The organism is Pseudomonas fragi (assembly GCF_025426255.1).
Lineage (GTDB): Bacteria > Pseudomonadota > Gammaproteobacteria > Pseudomonadales > Pseudomonadaceae > Aquipseudomonas > Aquipseudomonas kulmbachensis.
Genome location: NZ_CP104861.1, coordinates 949,083 through 965,521, shown reverse-complemented (window position 1 = coordinate 965,521; position 16,439 = coordinate 949,083). Strand labels below are relative to the sequence as shown.

General features: G+C 56.1%; 13 protein-coding genes. 3 read left to right on the top strand and 10 right to left on the bottom strand.

Annotated features, from left to right (window positions below):
• Positions 1–29: 29 nt before the first annotated feature.
• Positions 30–1,472, bottom strand: a complete 1,443-nt coding sequence (gene treP, locus N7D90_RS04630; protein ID WP_261741082.1) for a PTS system trehalose-specific EIIBC component — start codon at positions 1,470–1,472, stop codon at positions 30–32.
• Positions 1,473–1,679: 207 nt separating this feature from the next.
• On the opposite strand from treP, the gene treR reads away from it, so the two are divergent.
• On the top strand, positions 1,680–2,384 hold the full coding sequence (treR, locus tag N7D90_RS04625) for a trehalose operon repressor (RefSeq protein ID WP_261741081.1): 705 nt from the start codon (positions 1,680–1,682) through the stop codon (positions 2,382–2,384).
• A gap of 68 nt (positions 2,385–2,452) precedes the next feature.
• On the opposite strand, the gene N7D90_RS04620 is transcribed toward treR, so the two are convergent.
• The 5 genes from N7D90_RS04620 to N7D90_RS04600 form a co-directional block, all read right to left on the bottom strand.
• Positions 2,453–3,109, bottom strand: a complete 657-nt coding sequence (locus N7D90_RS04620) for a serine protease (protein ID WP_261741080.1) — start codon at positions 3,107–3,109, stop codon at positions 2,453–2,455.
• 458 nt (positions 3,110–3,567) lie between these two features.
• A complete protein-coding gene (guaA, locus tag N7D90_RS04615; RefSeq protein WP_048359089.1) occupies positions 3,568–5,145 on the bottom strand; it encodes a glutamine-hydrolyzing GMP synthase in 1,578 nt (525 codons plus the stop codon).
• 103 nt (positions 5,146–5,248) lie between these two features.
• Positions 5,249–6,718 carry an IMP dehydrogenase gene (guaB, locus tag N7D90_RS04610; protein ID WP_261741079.1) on the bottom strand — a complete coding sequence of 490 codons (1,470 nt, stop codon included), beginning with the start codon at positions 6,716–6,718 and terminating at the stop codon, positions 5,249–5,251.
• Between the two features lie 216 nt (positions 6,719–6,934).
• A complete protein-coding gene (locus tag N7D90_RS04605; protein WP_261741078.1) occupies positions 6,935–7,483 on the bottom strand; it encodes a sugar ABC transporter ATPase in 549 nt (182 codons plus the stop codon).
• Between the two features lie 67 nt (positions 7,484–7,550).
• Positions 7,551–8,297 (bottom strand): sulfite exporter TauE/SafE family protein, encoded by a 747-nt coding sequence (locus N7D90_RS04600; protein ID WP_261741077.1) that lies wholly within the window; start codon positions 8,295–8,297, stop codon positions 7,551–7,553.
• A gap of 80 nt (positions 8,298–8,377) precedes the next feature.
• On the opposite strand from N7D90_RS04600, the gene xseA reads away from it, so the two are divergent.
• Positions 8,378–9,757: an exodeoxyribonuclease VII large subunit gene (xseA, locus tag N7D90_RS04595; RefSeq protein WP_261741076.1), complete on the top strand. Its 1,380-nt coding sequence runs from the start codon at positions 8,378–8,380 to the stop codon at positions 9,755–9,757.
• Positions 9,758–9,760: 3 nt separating this feature from the next.
• The gene (locus N7D90_RS04590; protein ID WP_261741075.1) at positions 9,761–10,585 is read left to right on the top strand and encodes a M23 family metallopeptidase; all 825 of its coding nucleotides are present in this window, start codon (positions 9,761–9,763) and stop codon (positions 10,583–10,585) included.
• On the opposite strand, the gene N7D90_RS04585 is transcribed toward N7D90_RS04590, so the two are convergent.
• The 4 genes from N7D90_RS04585 to N7D90_RS04570 all read right to left on the bottom strand — a co-directional run bounded on the left by N7D90_RS04585 (position 10,582) and on the right by N7D90_RS04570 (position 16,310).
• The gene (locus N7D90_RS04585; RefSeq protein WP_261741074.1) at positions 10,582–11,103 is read right to left on the bottom strand and encodes a hypothetical protein; all 522 of its coding nucleotides are present in this window, start codon (positions 11,101–11,103) and stop codon (positions 10,582–10,584) included. The two genes, N7D90_RS04590 and N7D90_RS04585, sit on opposite strands and share 4 nt — an antisense overlap.
• Complete coding sequence (locus tag N7D90_RS04580; protein WP_261741073.1) at positions 11,103–11,921, bottom strand: transcriptional regulator; 819 nt, start codon at positions 11,919–11,921, stop codon at positions 11,103–11,105. The genes N7D90_RS04585 and N7D90_RS04580 overlap by 1 nt, the downstream gene beginning before the upstream one ends.
• 527 nt (positions 11,922–12,448) lie before the next feature.
• Positions 12,449–13,723: a hypothetical protein gene (locus N7D90_RS04575; RefSeq protein WP_261741072.1), complete on the bottom strand. Its 1,275-nt coding sequence runs from the start codon at positions 13,721–13,723 to the stop codon at positions 12,449–12,451.
• A gap of 79 nt (positions 13,724–13,802) precedes the next feature.
• Positions 13,803–16,310 carry a TcfC E-set like domain-containing protein gene (locus N7D90_RS04570; RefSeq protein WP_410012064.1) on the bottom strand — a complete coding sequence of 836 codons (2,508 nt, stop codon included), beginning with the start codon at positions 16,308–16,310 and terminating at the stop codon, positions 13,803–13,805.
• Between the last annotated feature and the right edge of the window lie 129 nt (positions 16,311–16,439).

The window sequence follows — 16,439 nt, the reverse complement described above, 5'->3', positions numbered from 1 at the left end:
GGGGGTTCCTTAAAACGGAGGATCGTCGATCAGGCGACGCGATAACCGGGGCGAATGATTTTCAGGCTCAGGGCGCAGGTCAGGACAAACGGCACGACAATGGCCACCAGCATCCCGATCACAAACATCGGGATGTATTGCGGAATGATCGAGATAAAGCCCGGCAAGCCACCGACCCCGATAGCCGAGGCCTGAACCTTGTTCAACGACAGGAAGATGCTGCCCAGCGCCGAGCCGATCAGCGCCGCATAGAACGGGAATTTGTAGCGCAGGTTGATCCCGAACATGGCTGGTTCAGTGATGCCGAAATACGCGGAGACGGCAGAGGTCGAAGCCATGCTGCGTTCGCGTACATTGCGGCTCATGTAGAACACGCCGAGGGCAGCACTGCCCTGGGCCAGGTTGGACATGACGATCATCGGCCAGATAAACGTGCCGCCATGGTTGGCGATCAGTTGCAGGTCAACGGCCAGGAACATGTGGTGCATCCCGGTGATCACCAGCGGTGCATACAGCAGGCCGAAAATCATCCCGCCGAGCACGGGCGCCAGGTCGAACAGCATGACGACGCCTTCAGTGATCAAAATCCCCAGGTGGCGGGTCACTGGACCAATGATTGCCAGCGCCAGCACGCCGGTGATGACGATGGTGGTAATCGGCACTACCAACAGTTGAATCGCATTAGGCACCCGTGCGCGCAGCCATTTTTCGATCACGCTCATGACATAGGCCGCCATCAGAATCGGCAGGATTTGCCCTTGGTAGCCCACCTTCTCGATCTGGAACAGGCCCAGAATATCGAAGTACGGCAGGCTCTGACCGTCCAGACCAGCCACGGCCTTGCCGTAGTTCCAGGCATTGAGCAAGTCGGGGTGAACCAGCATCAGGCCCAACACAATGCCGAGAATTTCACTGCCGCCAAAACGCTTGGCCGCCGACCAGCCCACCAGTGCGGGCAGGAATACGAAGGAGGTGTTGGCCATCAAGTTGATCAGGCTCCATATCCCGTCCAGTTGCGGATAGGCATCGAGCAAGGTTTTGTCGGCAATGAACATGCCTTTGGCGCCGAGCAGGTTGTTAACCCCCATCAGCAGGCCGGCAATGATCAGCGCGGGCAGGATGGGCATAAACACATCCGAGAACACCCGCACCAGACGCTGCATAGGGTTGGCCTTATCGGCGCCCTGTTGCTTGACGTCGGCGATGGTGGCAGCAGCCAGACCGGTCTGCTCGCGCAAGGCAGCGTAGACCTTTTCGACTTCGCCGGGGCCAATCACCACTTGATACAGGCCGCCGGTGAAGAAGGAGCCTTTGACCAGATCGATCTGGTTAAGGGTGGCACTGTCGACCCGGCTTGGGTCCTTGAGCGCCAGACGCAAACGCGTGACGCAATGGGCGGCCTGCTCAACGTTATCGGCGCCACCGAGGCTGTGCAGCAACTCGCTGGCGATCTTGGAATAGTCGTGGCTCATGCGTTGTCTTCCGCTTGGATTTTTATTATGGAGCGTCGTTTTGGCAGCACGCCGAAACGAAAAATACTCGTCTGTACCAGTTAAAGCAACAACTGGTACAGACGAGTTTATATATTTTTCCTTGCCGCCTTGGTCCCGGGGCTTGCGCTGCCTACCCCCTGCCCTTAAGGTTCGGGCCCTGAGCCCCAACGGCATAGAGCCCTCGCCATGACTAAATACAATCAGATCTATACCGATCTGCTTGCCAGCATCACCACCGAACGCCTGGCACGCGGCGCGCGCTTGCCCTCCGAAGCCGAGTTAATGGCCAGTTATCAGGCCAGCCGCGGCACCGTACGCAAGGCGATTGAACAATTGCAGGAACGCGGTTTTGCGCAAAAAATTCATGGCAAAGGCACCTTTGTCCTGTCATCGAGCCCGATCGAGTTTCAGTTGGGCGGTATCGTCAGCTTTCAGGAAACTTACCCACGTCTGGGCGATAACGTCAGCACTGACGTGGTCGAATTCAGCCAATTCCCGCTTGAAGGTGCGCTGTGCGAAAAGTTCGACGTCGAAGCAGGCAGCCTGATCACCCGGATCAAACGGGTGCGCCGCATTGATGGCAAACGAGTGATTCTGGACATTAACCATTTCGTCAGCGATCTGATCCCAGGGCTGGATCAGGACATTGCCCAGCACTCGATTTATGCCTACATCGAGAAAACCCTGAACCTGCAGATCAGCTACGCCCAACGCACCATCGAAGCGGTGCCGCGCAGCAAGGACGACCAACAGCACCTGGACCTCGACGGCCAGAGCCATGTGATCGTGGTGAGTAACCAGACGTTTTTGCAGGATGGGCGCCAGTTTGAATACACCGAGTCGCGGCATACATTGGACAAGTTTTACTTTTCGGATGTGGCGCGGCGCTGATATCAAAAACCCCCTGAGTCCAACACTCTGCCGAAGAGCGGGTGCAAGGGGTTTAACATGGCCGCGCGTTACTTCGTGGTGCACTTCGTGTCGGGCGGAAAGTCCAGATGTGCCACATGAATATCCCACTCGCGTTTAATGATCGTGTAAGGGATAAATATGCTGACCCTCAACGCCCCCTTCAAGCCCGGCTGAGTGATCTTTTCATTCATTGAAGTCGAGTAGAAACCGGTATTGATACCGATAACCTTACCGTAACTGCCAATGACCGGCCCACCCGACATGCCCACGACCAGCGGGGCATCATGAATGGCATAATGATCACCGCTCTCCTCTGCAGTATCCAGGAAGGGAGTTTCATAGACTTTGCCAACCCCGGTAGTGGTCACCAGGTAAGGGCTGGTTCCCACAGCCGTTATATTTTCTCCCGTACGTCGTGGGCGCCATGATGGGCAACGACCCTTGGCCTTTTTATGAATAAAGACGAGATCGCAGTTTGTGCTGCAAACGTGTTTCACGTCGGTAATGAAAGGGGTGTGGCGGACAGTGACGGCGTAGTCATCATTCCATTGCACGGCCGATGCCATATATAGAAGCGGCGCAGGGAAGCCCGAAAAAACTGTAAAGTATGAATCACTATGGGGGCCCGCCAAGTCGGGCTGTACGATTCCGTTGCATCCTGCAATGACAACTCCTATAAAAAAGTAGACCATGATCTTGATCATGATTTTTCACCAATTTAATAGGGCGAGCATGACTGTTTTGTTGTTGTCAGCTTTTTGTATTTGTCAAAGTGCAGTGCTCCAAAACAATTACGCTGATTGACCGTTAAATAACTTATGGCTCAGTTTTTAATCACCCGTATGAATCAATCGAACTAGGTTCAATTGCCTTTTTAGCAATTTGTATACATCAAATAATTGGCGCCGTAAAAACACCGAAATTAATTAAAGACGTGGGCATTTCCACGACTGCTGTGCAGCCTGACTGCGCGCTTCAGCGATAATACTTCAAGCGTGGGAGCGAGCCTGCTCGCGAAGAACATTCACGAGCAGGCTCGCTCCCACAAGGGGCTTGACCGGGAACAGAGTATCTACGGGATTTTCGGGCGACTTAAACAAAAAAGGCGGTCAACACAGGGTGTTGACCGCCTTTTTAAATCAAGCCGGTTGCCCGGCCAGACTTATTCCCACTCAATCGTTGCCGGCGGCTTGCTCGACACGTCATACGTTACGCGGGAGATGCCTTCGATTTCGTTGATGATCCGGCCGCTCACGGTTTCAAGCAGCTCGTAAGGCAGGTGCGCCCAACGTGCGGTCATGAAGTCGATGGTTTCTACGGCACGCAGGGCAACAACCCAAGCGTAACGACGGCCATCGCCTACAACGCCAACCGATTTGACCGGCTGGAACACCACGAATGCCTGGCTGACTTTGTGATACCAGTCGGCCTTACGCAGCTCTTCAATGAAGATGTGGTCAGCACGACGCAGGATGTCGGCGTATTCCTTCTTCACTTCACCCAGGATGCGCACACCCAGGCCCGGGCCCGGGAACGGGTGACGGTAGACCATGTCGTACGGCAGGCCCAGTTCCAGACCCAGACGACGGACTTCGTCCTTGAACAGCTCACGCAGTGGCTCAACCAGCTTGAGGTTCATCTCGTCCGGCAGGCCGCCCACGTTGTGGTGCGACTTGATGACGTGAGCCTTGCCGCTTTTGGCGCCAGCCGACTCGATAACGTCCGGGTAGATGGTGCCCTGGGCCAGGTACTTGATGTTGTCCAGCTTGCAGGATTCGGCATCGAACACGTCGATGAAGGTGCGACCGATAATCTTGCGCTTCTTCTCCGGATCGCTTTCGCCAGCCAGGTTGCCCAGGAACTGTTCGGCAGCGTTGGCGCGGATCACTTTGACACCCATGTTCTCGGCGAACATGGCCATCACTTGCTCACCTTCGTGCAGGCGCAGCAGGCCGTTGTCCACGAATACGCAGGTCAACTGATCGCCGATAGCCTTGTGCAGCAAAGCCGCAACTACCGAGGAGTCAACGCCGCCGGACAGACCCAGCAATACGTTGTCGGTGCCGACCTGAGCGCGGATGTTGGCAATTGCGTCTTCAGCGATTTTCGACGGCGTCCACAAGGCTTCACAGCCGCAGATATCGAGGATAAAGCGCGACAGAATGCGACCGCCCTGCTTGGTATGGGTCACTTCCGGGTGGAACTGCACGCCGTAGTAGCCGCGCTCGTCGCTGAACATGCCAGCGATCGGGCAGCTTGGAGTGCTGGCCAGAACGTGGAAGTCGGATGGCATTTTGGTGACTTTGTCACCGTGGCTCATCCACACGTCGAGACCAAACAGGCCGTCCGCGTCGATATGGTCTTCGATGCCGTCCAGCAGGCGGCTTTTGCCGACTACGTCTACACGGGCGTAACCGAACTCACGCAGCTCGGAACCTTCAACCTTGCCACCCAGCTGTTCAGCCATGGTCTGCATGCCGTAGCAGATACCGAAAACCGGTACGCCCAGGTCAAATACAGCTTGTGGCGCGCGCGGGCTGCCAGCTTCGTGCACGGATTCCGGGCCACCGGCGAGGATGATGCCTTTAGGGGCGAATTCGCGGATCGCTGCGTCATCCATATCGAACGGGTGCAGTTCGCAGTAAACGCCGATTTCGCGCACGCGGCGGGCGATCAGTTGGGTGTACTGGGAACCGAAGTCCAGAATCAGGATGCGGTGAGCGTGAATGTCGAGGGCCATGACAAAATCTCGATTAATTTCAGAAACGACACGGGGCTGAATCAAACAGCCCCGGTGATTAAATTCGTATCGCACCCGGGTTTTGGCCTGGGTGCGATCACTATCAACTTACGCGATAGTTTGGAGCTTCCTTGGTGATCTGCACGTCGTGGACGTGGGATTCAGCCATACCGGCGCCAGTGATACGCACGAACTCAGGCTTGGTACGCATTTGCTCGATGTCGGCACAGCCGGTGTAACCCATCGAAGAGCGCAGACCGCCCATCAGTTGGTGCACGATGGCGGTCAACGAGCCTTTGTACGCCACGCGACCTTCGATGCCTTCCGGCACCAGCTTCTCGGCACCCGCGGAGGAGTCCTGGAAGTAACGGTCGGAGGAACCCTGGGATTGCGACATCGCACCCAGCGAACCCATGCCGCGGTAGGCCTTGTACGAACGGCCCTGGTACAGCTCGATCTCGCCCGGTGCTTCTTCAGTACCGGCGAACATCGAACCCATCATCACGCAGGATGCACCGGCAACGATGGCCTTGGACAGGTCACCCGAAAAACGGATGCCGCCATCAGCGATCAACGGTACGCCAGTGCCTTCGAGGGCAGCGGCAACATTGGCAATCGCGCTGATTTGCGGAACGCCAACACCGGCAACGATACGGGTGGTGCAGATCGAGCCTGGGCCGATACCGACCTTGACTGCGTCAGCGCCGGCTTCAGCCAGGGCCAGGGCAGCAGCGCCAGTGGCGATGTTGCCGCCGATCACCTGAACTTCAGGGAAGTTCTGCTTGACCCAACGAACGCGGTCGATCACACCTTTGGAGTGACCGTGAGCGGTGTCGACAACCACCACGTCAACGCCTGCGGCCACGAGGGCAGCAACGCGATCAGCAGTATCTTTGCCAGTACCGACCGCAGCGCCTACGCGCAGACGACCCTGGTCGTCCTTGCTGGCCAGCGGGTAAGCCTTGGCTTTTTCGATGTCGTTGACGGTCATCATGCCTTTGAGGACAAATTTGTCGTCGACGATCAGCACGCGCTCGATGCGGTGCTTGTGCAACAACTCGCGGGCTTCGTCCTTGTCGGCGCCTTCCTTGACCGTGACCAGACGCTCTTTAGGCGTCATCACATCACGGACGGTAGCTTCCAGACGGTTTTCAAAGCGCACGTCACGGGACGTCACGATGCCGACCAGGTCGCCATTGTGCAGTACAGGAACGCCGGAGATGTTGTGCTGGCGGGTCAGTTCAAGCAGTTCACGTACCGTGGCATCAGCCTCGATGGTGATCGGCTCTTTAACCACGCCTGCTTCGAAACGCTTGACCTTGCGAACTTCATGAGCTTGCTGCTCGATGGTCATGTTCTTGTGGATGATGCCGATACCGCCTTCCTGAGCCATGGCAATTGCCAGACGGGCTTCAGTTACGGTGTCCATTGCGGCGGAAACCAGAGGAATATTCAGTTCAATGCCACGGGTCAAACGAGTCTTTAGACTGACTTCGTTCGGGAGAACCTCGGAATAACCGGGGACGAGAAGGATGTCATCGAATGTGAGTGCTTCTTGGCTGATACGCAGCATCGCTGGGGCTCCCGAGCGGGAAAATGGAAGCGCGCCATTGTACTCAAAACACCTGCGTCTCTCAACGTAAACCTTTAGAGAGTTTTGCGCTAAGGGCCATGATTTATTGACCCGCAGGGCAGGAACCGCCCAGATACTTCAACCGTGGGAGCGAGCCTGCTCGCGAAGATCATTCGCGAGCAGGCTCGCTCCCACAGGAACAGAGCATCTACAGGTTTACAGCTCCACCTTCACCCACGCCACCGGCTGATCGAGCCAATCGGCGAACTCGTCAAGGAAGCTTTGCTTGAAACCCGCCTCGGCCCAGTTATTGAAAATAAAGCCCAGATTGGAAAACGCACAAGGCTGCAAAAACAGGAAACCATTGATGTCGTCTTCATGAGCGCACAGCGGGCAGATGAAGTTGTCGGTGCGGCCCGGCATCCAGTCTTCAAGGCTGTCGAACAGCGCCTCGCCCACTTCCTTGCGGCACTCGGCACAGCCAGCCTCTTCAAGAAAGCCCTTGGACGGGGTGTAGATACAGCGTTTGGTGATGATCTCGAGACCATTGACCGGCTGACCAAATGGCAACGCCTCGGGGTGCAATACCACCTCTCGGGCGCCCGCTGCGATGGCGTAAGCCATGCCGTTGCCAGTGCGCCCGCAAGTAGTCAGTTCTTGTTCAATGATGTTCTTGCGTACCAGCCAGCGCACGATGGCTCGGGCACGCGGCTCATGAACCGGCAAGGTGGAAATTTTAGGGACGATGATGCTCTGCGAATTCATGGGTACGGCACATGTTGGGAGATGAAAACCTGCTGTCTGTGGGAGCTTAAAGCCTCAACTTCTGAGGTCAAGCGCTCAGGTATCGCGCAATCAGCGCAATTCCACTGGCCAGTACCAACCACGTTACCAGCCGCACAAAAGCCTCACGGGACAATTTGCGGGTCAACCGTCGGCCAATCCACAACCCCAAAGCCATCGCCGGCAACAGACAGGCCGCGAGTAACAGCAACGCGCCATCGGCATACACCCCGGCAATCACAAACAAGCTCAAGCGCACCACAGTGCTGCAACTGATCAGCGCACTTTGCGTGGCGCGAGCCGCATCCTTCGGTAAGCGTGCATTCAAATACAGCGCATACAGAAACCCACCACTGCCGAACAGGGCGCCAAACAACCCGCCCGTGATGCCGGTGGGAATGGCCCAGCCGGCAGCGACCTGCGTCGGCTTGACCTTCACCGCCAGGCTGTACAAGGCATAAGCGGTGATAAAAATCCCCATCAACAGCAACAACAGGTCGGACTTGAGGTTAAGTAAAAACACCACACCGATGACACAACCTATGGCCATGCACGGTAATAAACGCAGCAACTCAGGCCGTGCAACATCGCGGCGCGAAGGCAACCAGTTGCCAAATGCTGCGACAAAATCCAGCAGCACCAGCAAAGGGATGATTTTCGACAAGGGCAGACACAGGATCAGCAGCGGACCTGCGACCAGTGCCGTACCAAACCCGGCCACGCCAAACACGATATACGCCAGCGCAATGGCCAGCTCCAGCAACACCCATTCACTACCGCTAAAAGGCAAATCCATTGCTCAGCTTCCCTGTTTTTAGTGCGCAGACTTCTATCAGACAGGTGCAGTGATAACAATCCGCCCTTATGATGAGGCCCATGATTAAAGACCCCTTTGCAAGACTCAACCTCGACCGAGAAGTCCTGACCGTCAGCCAGCTCAATGGCCGGGCGCGGGTGTTGCTCGAAGACGTGTTCAGCAACATCTGGGTTGAAGGCGAAATATCCAACCTCGCCCGCCCGGCCTCTGGCCATGTGTATTTCACCCTCAAGGACAGTGGCGCCCAGGTGCGTTGCGCACTGTTCCGCAATAACGCTGCGCGGGTGCGCCAGGCCTTGAAAGACGGCCTGGCGGTCAAGGTTCGCGGCAAGGTGTCGTTGTTTGAAGGGCGTGGCGACTACCAACTGATCCTCGACACTGTAGAGCCCGCAGGCGATGGTGCGCTGCGCCTGGCGTTCGATGCGCTGAAAGAAAAACTCAGCGCCGAAGGCCTGTTCAGCCCCGAACGCAAAGTCGCCCTGCCCGCTCACCCGCAACGCATCGGAATTATCAGTTCGCCAACGGGCGCGGTGATTCGCGACATCATCAGCGTGTTTCGCCGCAGGGCCCCGCAAGTCGAACTGACCCTGATCCCCACCGCCGTACAAGGCCGCGAAGCGACGGCGCAGATTGTCCGCGCCTTGAAGCTGGCCGATGCACGCGGCTTCGACGCACTGATTCTGGCCCGCGGTGGCGGCTCGCTGGAAGACCTGTGGTGCTTTAACGAAGAAGCCGTGGCCCGCGCCATTGATGCCTGTGTGACGCCAATCGTCAGTGCTGTAGGTCACGAAACCGATGTCTCCATTGCCGACTTCGTGGCTGACGTACGGGCGCCAACGCCGTCTGCGGCCGCAGAGTTGCTGGCACCGGACTCCAGCGATCTGCAACGGCGTATCGACAGCCTGCACCGACGTCTGGTGATGCGCATTCGCGACCGCTTGATGCGCGACCGCCTGCGCCTCGACGGCCTGGCCCGTCGCTTGCGTCACCCCGGCGAACGCCTGCGCCAGCAAGCCCAGCGCCTGGATGATCTGGACATGCGCATGCGCCGCGCTTTCGAACGCAGCCTCAATACCCGCCGCGAACGCCTGATCCGCCTCGAAACCCGCCTCGCGGCGCAGCATCCGGGCCGCCAGCTGAGCATGCTGCGCCAACGCCTGGACAGCCTCGCCGAGCGCTTGCCCCGGGCCATGCGCGAAGGGCTGAAAGCACGGCGCCTACAACTGCAAAGTCAGATGCAAACCCTGCATGTGGTCAGCCCGCTGGCGACTCTTGGCCGCGGTTACAGCATCTTGTTGGATGAACGCGGCAACGCCATTCGCAGCGCCGGGCAGACCCATAACGGTCAGCGTTTGAAGGCCAAACTGGGCGAAGGCGAGCTGCAAGTCCGCGTTGAGGACAATCACCTCACGCCCGTCACCCTCTCTTTACTGGATTAACTGATGCCGCGTTTTCTCTCTGCCGTCTTGTTACTGTGCCTGACCCTCAATGCGCACGCTGCTGACAGCTACATCACTCGTTTATTGAACAAACCGGTGCCTGGCGGCGTAGCCGTAATTGAGCTGGGCACCGGCGCGCAAGCGCCCAAGGCCACGTACGACGGCAAGCCTGTGCTGGTGATCAAAGAACAGGATACTTGGCGGGCGATTGTCGGCATTCCACTGACAGTCAAACCCGGGGCCCAGCAGATCAGCAGCGGCGGCCGTGAACTAGGCTTTACGGTGGGCAACAAGAAATACCCCGAACAGCGCATCACGCTAAAAAACCAGCGCCAGGTCAATCCCAACCCGGCGGATATCAAACGCATCGACAACGAGCTGGCGATTCAGATCAAGGCTTACCGCACCTTCAGCCCCAACAACCCGAGCAACCTGCTGCTGGACAAACCGGTCAACGGACCGCTGTCGAGCAAATTCGGCGTACGCCGCTTCTTTAACGGCGAAGAGCGCAACCCCCATGCGGGCCTCGACTTTGCGGTGCCAGCGGGCACGCCGATCAAAACCCCGGCGGCGGGCAAAGTGATTCTGATCGGCAACTATTTTTTCAACGGCAACACCGTGTTTGTCGACCACGGCCAGGGCTTTATCAGCATGTTCTGCCATATGTCGAAAATCGACACCAAGGTCGGCCAGCAACTGGCCCGTGGTGATGTGGTGGGCAAGGTCGGTTCCACTGGCCGCGCCACCGGCCCGCACATGCACTGGAACGTCAGCCTGAACGACGCACGGGTTGATCCGGCGATCTTTATCGGTGCCTTCCAGCCTTAACGCAAACGCGGCATCAGCCACCCTTGTCTGCCCTGGCAGATTTGGCGTGGCATGCCGAGGCGGCCAAACGAATAAGTGCTGGGGCCCAGTTTCAACACTTGAACATAGACGTCCTCACCTGGCGGGCTCATAAATGCCAGATGCTGATCATCATCAAGCGTGTCACCCTGCTTGCGCGTTACTTTAGTGACCTTGTTTTTCAAATAAGGACCCGCTTGCACATACTTGAAATCAATAAAACGATTAAAGTTGTGCACTCGGGTTTGACCGTTTTTCAAGGTGCGTACTTTACGGCCACTGATCCTTGAAAAACCCAGGTTATTACCATAAAAAAACTGACTGTATGACCCCAGGGTTCGCTCCGCGGTTTGATCGGATGAGCTCACCAGCATTTCAAAGTCCAGATGGCACTCCCATACCACTCGCCCCGCAGAGTAGAACCACGTAGAGACCAGCCAAGGCAAAGCGATGAGTGCGATAAACATCATCCCCGGCACACTCGACTTTACGATGGCCATTATTCGGCCCCCTCCACAATAAAATAGGAAATACACCCTGAAACACTGACTTCTATCGGATCCCGGCATAGAAAGTACCCATAAACGTCATCCCTAAGCGCTCCATTCAAATACACATACCCATAACTCGCCAAGGTCGTGAATGCAGGCGGTTTTTCCTTCAACTTGAGCATATGGGCATTGATTCGTTCAGGGCTTACGTTTAAACCCGGTGCCGAAAACAAATGCAGGTTGTACGCCCCCGGCACCGGTAAGTAGGTTAATTCGATTGCCGGAGACAGCGGCGAACTCAACGTCAACGTATGCCAGCCAAACGCCACAAACGCGTTACACAACAGCAACCCGGCAAGAGACAGATACTTGCGTCTGCTGCTGAAATTTTTCTGTGCCGGCACACCAGGCTGATCACCCGGCATCACCGACAATGGCGTGATATTGCGCCCGCAGCCATGGGCATCACTCGACAGAGGTTGCGTACCGTCACCCAGTTTCTCAATCGATAAAGCATCGCTGACTTTGTAACCAATGCGCGGCACCGTGACCACGTAATCGCAATGCCCCACGGTGGATAAACAGCGGCGGATCTGGGCAATGGATTGGTTGACGCTGTTGGCAGACACCTGCTGCCCGTAACGCTCCCACCCCGCATGCAGCAACTCCTTTTTAGTAACTATGGCGCCCTGGGCCTCAAGTAATGTCGAGAAACAACGACTGGCTGCGGCTCCCAGCACCACGGCCTGAACAACGCCACCGACACCGGATACTTCATACAACTCATCATCAAATAACATTACGCCAGCTATCAAATAACGGGCCATAGTATTACAGCCTTATAAAATGAGTAGACGGACTGCCTGCGTCCGCCCGTTCAACTCCCGAGTTAAACAACACTCTACATCAATCATTTAGCGCTGCGATATCTCACTCACCCGTCTGATCCTTGATTAAGCATCAACTCCCGCTTGATCCCTACACACAATAAACCAACGCTGCGACACCTCCGTCAATCGAGTGATTGGAATCAGGGTATAAGTAGGAAATTTCAATGATTCGACATTAAAACAAACAGGCCGCACCCTCAACAAACTGACCTGCTGTGCACAGGGTGTCGACCTGATTGTTATCCAGACACGTCACATAGGGGAAATGTGCGCAGAGTGAAGCGGCACGCTGACCGGGTCAAGTCGGGCAACAACCCGACACCGGTACTGTATTAACATAATTATTATGTGAAGGGTTCGCGGGGACCCGCGCACATGCTGCCGTCATCAGTAGTTTTATTAAATACAACGCTCAAGCACTGACTATCACTGTAATCAAACAATCACAATGTTTCTATCGTATGTCAGGTATTGACATCAAATATGATCGTCACCACCCCCGTGTAAGTACTGCCGGGGTTATCGACCATGAGCTCCGTCACCTCAGGCTTTATTTCATAATTCATGGTGGCTCCACGCGACACTTGGACCCCCTCAATGTCGAAGCTCACCGCATGGTGTATACCCTGTGCCAGGGGCACTTTAATAGCCGTACGCTTACCGGGCGCTAATGTAATACCGGCTGGAAAACTCACCATAGTATCTACCACCGCCACCTGAGCATTTTTCGTGGCCGACTCTGCGTAAATAGCGCAGTCGGTGCCGACCGAGTATTGACAGTCCAGGTACATTTTAAAATTGCTGGAGGTGGACAGTTTAAAGTTCTGAAACGCACTCAACCCTGGTGCTTTGCGCCCCGAATTAAGCCAGCCCTGCCAGCCTTCCCTGGGTTGCAACACGGCCCGCTGAGAACCGGGCGGGAAGTCCACGCTTAATGCACTGTTCACGACAAATTTGAAATCAAGCACCAGTTGGCTATCGGAGGGCAGCATCAGTTCACCGAGGTCATAATCCTGACCCGGCCCCACGCTATAGAGTGTGCTGGCAGCATAATCACCCGGCTCCATATCCAGCGGGTTAGGCATTACAAATTCAAACGCGGTTTGAACCCGCTCATAAATAAAAGGGCCGGGGATGTCGTACAGCGCTTTCTTGGTGCACGTGTCCTTGCTGCGATACTCCCAAAAAAACTCATGGATGGTACTGACCAAATACCACAGCCTCGACGAATAACACGGCGACACCTCATGCCACGTGCCTCCTTGCCAGAGCAACCCGTGTCCCAGGTAGGGCGCCGTCGGGCCTCCCGGGGACAGTTCTGCCGCAGGCCTGGTTAAAACGTAGCGCCCGCCTATCGCAGTTGCCCGAACTTTCAGCTCTGCCTGCGAGCCTGTTTTAGTGTTGACCAACATCACGCTGCGCCAACTCAAGGGGATCTTCATATAGGCCCCTTGCCGTTGATCGTTCGCGTTCGCTGCAGGATCAATACCCGTCGGCGATTCAAATATAACCGGCCAGAGCATGCCCCATGCCCCGCTACACGTTGAAGGCATCCCGCAATGACCTTCGGCGGGCGTTTGCAGGACGAATGTATTCTTCATTGGGTTGTTCGGATCCGGTGTATAGACCGCCTCAATGGTTTTTTCATAGGCTGACGTCGGTAACACGCAGCACATCAATATCAGTGCCACCCCGTAACGGGTGAAGACTTGAGCATTAACAAGTAACGAGATCCGCATAATAATTACTCAGTTCAAAATGATAAATCACACGCTCCTTGTGCACCCTGTAGCACCTGCATGGCCGCGACATGGCCTCTCACGGCCCTTTCGCAACGCCCACCGAAGAGGGATGGCAGACAATATCGGCCACCAGCAGCACATTGTTTTCGCGCTTATGTTTGCCCGGCTCCAGGAGGACACTGCATGCTGGCTGCCCCCGATGATTAATTTGCAGGCTGGGAGACGATTCGCTCATTTCCAGTACAAAGAACCCGTCGGCCTCAGTCACACCGCTGCTGGCATGATTAACAATATGTGCGCCCGCCATGGGACGGCCCTGTGGATCAACAAGGCGCCCAAGCACGGACAAGGTTTTGAGTACGCGCACTTTCTGATACATCACCCCGCCCTTATTGAGGTGGTAGCGCGCCTGCGCAGGTTGTATCGACGCGGCGTGAGCATCATTGCCGGTGAAGTCGAAGTGCACCGTGCCACTTTTATAAGCGCCCACCGGCACTACATTTCTGCCGGGTTTAAGCGCAGCGCCAAAACTGCCGCCCAAGTCATCAGCGCTTAATACAAGGTTGTCGATGTCCGAATCCAGGTCGACGATCATTGCCCCGTCGCCCCCATAAAAACTACCGCTGGCAGCCACTGTTCCGCCACCCACCGCTACGGTACTGCTGAGGTTCAAACCACCGCTGACCTCGCCGTTATAGGATGAACGCTGAGCATAGGCGTCGCCGTTGAGCATCAGGGTTTCAAATTGCGTGGCGCCGTTCAAACCTGCGCCGTAACTGTCGGCCGTGAGGCTGGTGGAGTAGCTTTTGAAAAAAGCACCGTCGAGAGTCTTGTTGTAACCCACTGAGCCATTGAGTTCGCGCTCGCCATCACGGGAGGTTCGGCTGCCGATACTGGCCGTGAGATTGCCACCCGGTTTGCCCAGCGCCAGGTTGATGCTCAGGTCGATCCCGCGATTACGCTGGCTCCCGGTGCTGATGCTCGAAGGGCGGTCAAACAGCGACAGTTGCCAATTCACATCACTGCCAAACAGCGTGCTGCTGCGCAACCAGCTCAGATCCACCCCTGTGCCGTTGGTATTGCCGCTGCTGTGGCTAACCCTACCCGTCAGGCTGCTGGTCAGGCTCAGGCGCTGGGAAAGCGCGAGCGAGGTGCTTTGAGTTCGGCCGTTGTAGCGGTTTTTCGGGCGAATCGCGACGGTGTCCAGATAATCGAGGTCGTTTCGGGTATCAAGCCAGGAGCGCGAGTGAGAAAACATCACGCTGCCACCGTGGTATTGATAACGGGCCTGAATGTCCATTCCGGTACCGTAGCCCGCCGTTTGATACACATTGCTGTTGAGACTGATTCTGTCCGACAGGCTCCAATCGATGGAACTGCCGAATTGCATTTTTTGCGCCACACGCTGGGCGTCCACCCCAAGAATGACTCGCGGGTGCAGCAAGTAATTGACTAGGACGCCGTAGGTCAAGCCTTGATCATATTGAATGTCATCGCCCCAGTTGTTGAACAACTGGCGTCGTTTGCCACCGAACACGCTATAGCGCCAGGGTTGATCGGCATTGCGCCAATTGTTGGGTTTGTAGATCACCTCTTCGGTTGTAGAGGTCACTTGACCGTCCTCGATCAAGCGCACCTGGACCGGGTAAATACCGCCGGGCAAGCGCCGGGTGTCGAGTGTTTGCAAGCCACTGGCAACGGCCTGGCTGTAAATCAGAACACCGTCGCGATAGACCTCAACCAGGCCCTGGCGGCTGGGCGTGACATAGACGGGATAAGTGCTGGGGCTTGAGTCGTTGACGGCCAGGCTGTCGCTGGTGCCGTACATGAAACCGAGGGTGGTATCGGGGCTGGCGCCAAAATTGCGCGGGCGTCGATAAACCCCTAACGCATCCGGGGTGAAATACCCCAGACGGAAAAAATTGCCGGCAAATTCACGCTGGCCGTAGAGCTGGTTAAGTGAGTGATAGGTGGGAGAGTCGGGTTCACCGGTACGCGCCAGCTCAGCCGAAGCCACCTGTGTCCAGTTACCGATGCTGCTGCTGGCCTGAACGTTGTAACGCGCTGCCGTGCTGGCTGCGGAGCCACCACCTCGGGCAATGTTCAACTGATTGTGCAGAATCAGGCCAGCACTGCCGTCTTCAGGGAGGCTGTGATATTGCGCAGAAACACCTTCACGTTCGGCGTTATCGGTCAAAATCGAAAATAGAGAGTCTTGCAGGTTGTAATGCAAGGCCACCAGGCCATTTGCACAGTTGCTGGTACAGCTACCCAGCGCAGTCGGCATGGACAACTGAGCCAGCCATTCGGCACGCTCTGCCTCAGGTAATGCGCTTTCTTGTGTATCGGTAAAGCTCAACAGTCGAATTTTCTCATCACGACCGAGGATCACCAGGGCATCGCCAAGCAACTTGGCATTCACATCGATGCGCACGGCCAGAGGCACATCGAAGAAGTGCTCCTGAAAACCATCAGGCAAAGACTCTGCCTGACTTAACACACCTAATTTTGACGGTGAATTAACCTCAGCGTTAAGGCCAGTCGATAATATAATCGAACAGCAAACAGTCAGGGCACGACCCATTACAGAGTTCAATAGTTGGTATCCAGACAAACTGACATCGTTTATGTAAAACCCTCACAACTACACTTTCCAGGCAGCCGAAAACATCGATCGCTGTTCGACCACCCGGAAAGCAAGTTTTAGAACTCA